This window comes from Dactylosporangium sp. NPDC051485, assembly GCF_040682015.1.
Lineage (GTDB): Bacteria > Actinomycetota > Actinomycetes > Mycobacteriales > Micromonosporaceae > Dactylosporangium.
On the sequence record NZ_JBFAZW010000238.1, the window covers coordinates 1 to 3531 of the forward strand.

Here is a 3531-nt window from a genome sequence, read left to right on the forward strand (position 1 = left end):
GGACGAGCAGCTCGCCGCCTTCGACCGCGACCTCGCGGCGGCCGGCGCCGACGGCGACCCCGCGGCGGCGCTCGCCGCGAGCCGGCGCGCGGACGCGAAGGCCGCCCGCCGGCTCGAGGAGGAGCTGCCGGCCGAGGCGGCCCGGCTGGCCGAGGAGCGGGCCGCGTACGAGCGCGACCGGGCCGCCGCCCAGGGCGCCTTCCTCGACCTCTCCCGCGACCGGGCCGTGCTGCACGCCGAGCGCGCGCCGCTGCTCGCCGAGCTCGACGCGCTCGGCGGGGACCCGCGGCTGACCGTCCTCGCCGAGCAGGACCGCCTCGACCCGGTCGGCGAGCACCGGCTCCTCGTCGACCTGCTCACCGAGGCCGTCATCGCCGCGGACCGGCAGCGAATCCAGCTCGCCGTGGCCGATGCCGAGGACGACCGCGCCCTGCAGGCCCTCGCCGCCGCCCGGGGGCTGCTGCCGGCCGCGCTCGACCTGGCGCGGGCCGCGGACGCGCTGGCCGCGCAGCGGATTCCCGCCACGACCGGGTGGCACTTCCTTGCCGATTCGGTACCGCCCGAGGCCTGGCCCGCCGCCATCGCCCACGCGCCGCACCTCGTGGGCGGGCTGCTCGTCGACGACCCCGCGCTGCTGGATCGGGCCCGGTCCGTGCTCGAGGCGGGGCGGCTCTTCCCGACCTCGGCCATCCAGGTCGCCACGACCGCCGCGTTGCGCGAGGTCGTGTCCCGTCCGGTGGATGGCTTCGTGCCGGCGCCGGCGGTCGCGACGTCCGACGCGTTGCGCTTCGTGCTGGCGCCGGCGGTCGCGACGGCCGCCGCGTTGGGCGAGGTCGTGTCCGGCCCGGTGGATGGGTTCGTGCTGGCGCCGGCGGTTGCGATGTACGACCGGACGGCCGCCGCCGGGGAAGTCGAGCGGCGCGATGCCGGGCGCGCGGAGCGCAACCGGCGGGTGCAGGAGCTGCTCGACACCCGCGACGGCGACATGCGGCTCAAGGGCCGGCTGCTCGACCTCGCCGAGCGCTGCCCGCCCGGCCACCGCGAGCACCTCGACGCCGAGCACGAGCGCCTCACCACCGCCCTGGCCGCGGCCGAGCAGCGCCTGGCCGAGCTGCACGCGACCCGCGAGGCGCTCGACGGGCGGGCCGCCACCCTCGACCGGGACCGGCGCGACCTCGCCGAGCAGCGCCGCCGGCAGGCCGGCCGCATCGCCGCCCTCGCCGGCCTCGAGCAGCGCGCCCCCGGCGCCGAGCGGCTGCGCCACGACCTCGCCGAGCTGCCCGGCCGCCGGGCCGACCTGCAGGAGCAGCTCGCCGAGGCTGAGACCCAGGAGCGCCTCGCCGCGGCCGCCACGAGCCGGCACGGCACCGAGGCCGACCGCGACGCCCAACGCTTGCGCGAGTACCGGGCCCGGTGCGAGGAGCTGCGGCGCATCGCCTCCGCCTGGTCCGGGTCGACCAGCGCGAAGCTTCATCGAGCCAGACCGGGCGAAGCGGCGCCGACCGGCCCGCTGCCGAGCCTGGCCGAGGCCACCACCGCCTACCAGGCGGCCAACGACGCGTACATCCGGCAGACCTCGGCCTCGGCCCTGGAGGCCACGATCGCCGAGATCGAGCGCAGCCTGGCCGCGCTGGAGCGGGAGATCCAGCGCTTCGACCCGGCCGAGCGGTCCTCGGCCACGGCGCTGCTGGACGGCACGTCGCTCGTGGACGCTGCAGCGGTACAACGGGAAATCGACGAATCCGAGCGCGCCTTCCTCGACGCCCAGCGCGACGCCACCCTGGCCGGCGCCGCCCTGACGGCGGCCCGGCGCCATCTCGACGCGTGTCCTCTTGTCGGCCTCGATCTCGACGAGGTCGGGGCGGTGCGGGACGCGGAGCGCCTCGCCCAGCAGGCCGAAGAACGGCTCGGGGCGGTGCGCGAGGCCGAGCGGGCCGCCCGCGATCGCGTCGTCGCGCGCGGGCAGGCTCGGGAGGCGGCCCTGCGCCGGGCCGACGACCTGCGTGAGCTGGTCACCGACCTGACCGAGGACATCGGCTCGCTGGACGTCGGCGGTTCCGCCTTCGCCGGAGACGTGGACGAGGCCCGCGAGTCGACCCGGGGCGCGCGGCGGGCCCTGCAGGCCGCGGACCGGGCCCTCGTGGGGGCGCGGGCCAAGCTCGGCGGCGAGGCACACCGCATCGACCGGTGGGCCGCCGAGGAGCGCTTCGCCGCCGTCAGCCCGGAGGTGCGGGGTCGCTTCCGCGGTGAGGTGTCCACGGTGGACGCCCGCCTCGTGGAGCAGCTGCAGCTGTACCGCCACGGCCTCGCCGGCGAGCTCGACGCCGTCGAGAAGGACAAGCACCTGGTGGTGACGGCGCTGTGCGCGGAGGTGCGGGAGGGGCTCAAGACGCTGCAGCGGGCCCAGCACCACGCCCAGCTCCCGCCCGGCCTCGCCGACCACCTGCGCAACCGGCGGTTCCTCGACGTCGGCCCGCGGGCCAGCGTCGACACGAGCGACGCCACCGTGCGCAGCCGGGTCGAGCGCCTCGTCGACAAGCTGGTGGCCGGCGGCGACGCCATCCCCGACGGGCTGGCCCTGGCCTGGGAGGCGATCGCCGTGGTGGTCGGGCGGGGCAACTTCGTGGCCCGCGTGCTCAAGCCGTCCACCGAGATCACGGACGACCGCCAGCCGGTCGAGCTGATGAGCAAGTGGTCCGGCGGCGAGAAGGTCACGATCAGTCTCCTGCTGTTCTGCATGCTCGCCCGGCTGCGGGCGGCCAACCGCGGGGGCGATGTGCCGGGGCTGGGCGTGCTGCCGATGGACAATCCCCTCGGTACGGCGAACTACGTGGCCTTCCTGGACCTCCAGCGGCGGGTGGCGGCGGCCAACGGCATCCAGCTCGTCTTCCTGTCGGGCCTCGGGGACATGCGCGCGGTCGGGCGGTTCCCGAACGTGGTGCGGATGCGCAATACCCACAACCAGGGCCGCAACTATGCGCGGGTCATGGAGCGGGAGCTCAACGAGGAGCAGATCCTGGAGGGCATTACCGCTGCTCGGCTCACGTTTCCGGCGCAGGGGACGCTGTTGTGAGTCCACTGTGGATGTGGGCGCGGTCACTCGATTTGGTTTCTCGCGACGGGCTCCTGTAACGTTCCGTATCGCAACACCGGGCCGACGCCCCGAAGACACCAGAAAGACCAGAACGCTTGGTTGACACGGTGGCTAGGACCGGGTAAAGTAACACGGCCAGCAGGGACACGGACGAGTCGCGAAGCGACAATCGGCCGGCCTGCAAAGCCAATCCGATTCTGAAGCCCACTAACAATGGGTAGACGATGTCGGGCGCAAGTTCGAGCGATGCGGTTCAAATCCCCGGATTTGGAAATGCGAAGTCGATCGAGTAGATTAGCGGTAACAGCCCCGAGGGTCAGCGCCTGAAACAGGCGGGGATCTACGGTGTGTGTTGGTTGTTTGAGAACTCAACAGGGTGCTTGTTAAGCCAGTGCCAAATGATTATTACCCCGTGGCACGGGTCCTTTCGGATTGCG

Annotated in this window: 1 protein-coding gene; it reads left to right on the forward strand. The window is 73.9% G+C overall.

Going from position 1 to position 3531, the window contains the following annotated elements:
• On the forward strand, positions 1-3073 hold a 3073-nt coding region (locus tag AB0M46_RS51160), incomplete at its 5' end, for a hypothetical protein (protein ID WP_363349015.1).
• Positions 3074-3531: the final 458 nt, after the last annotated feature.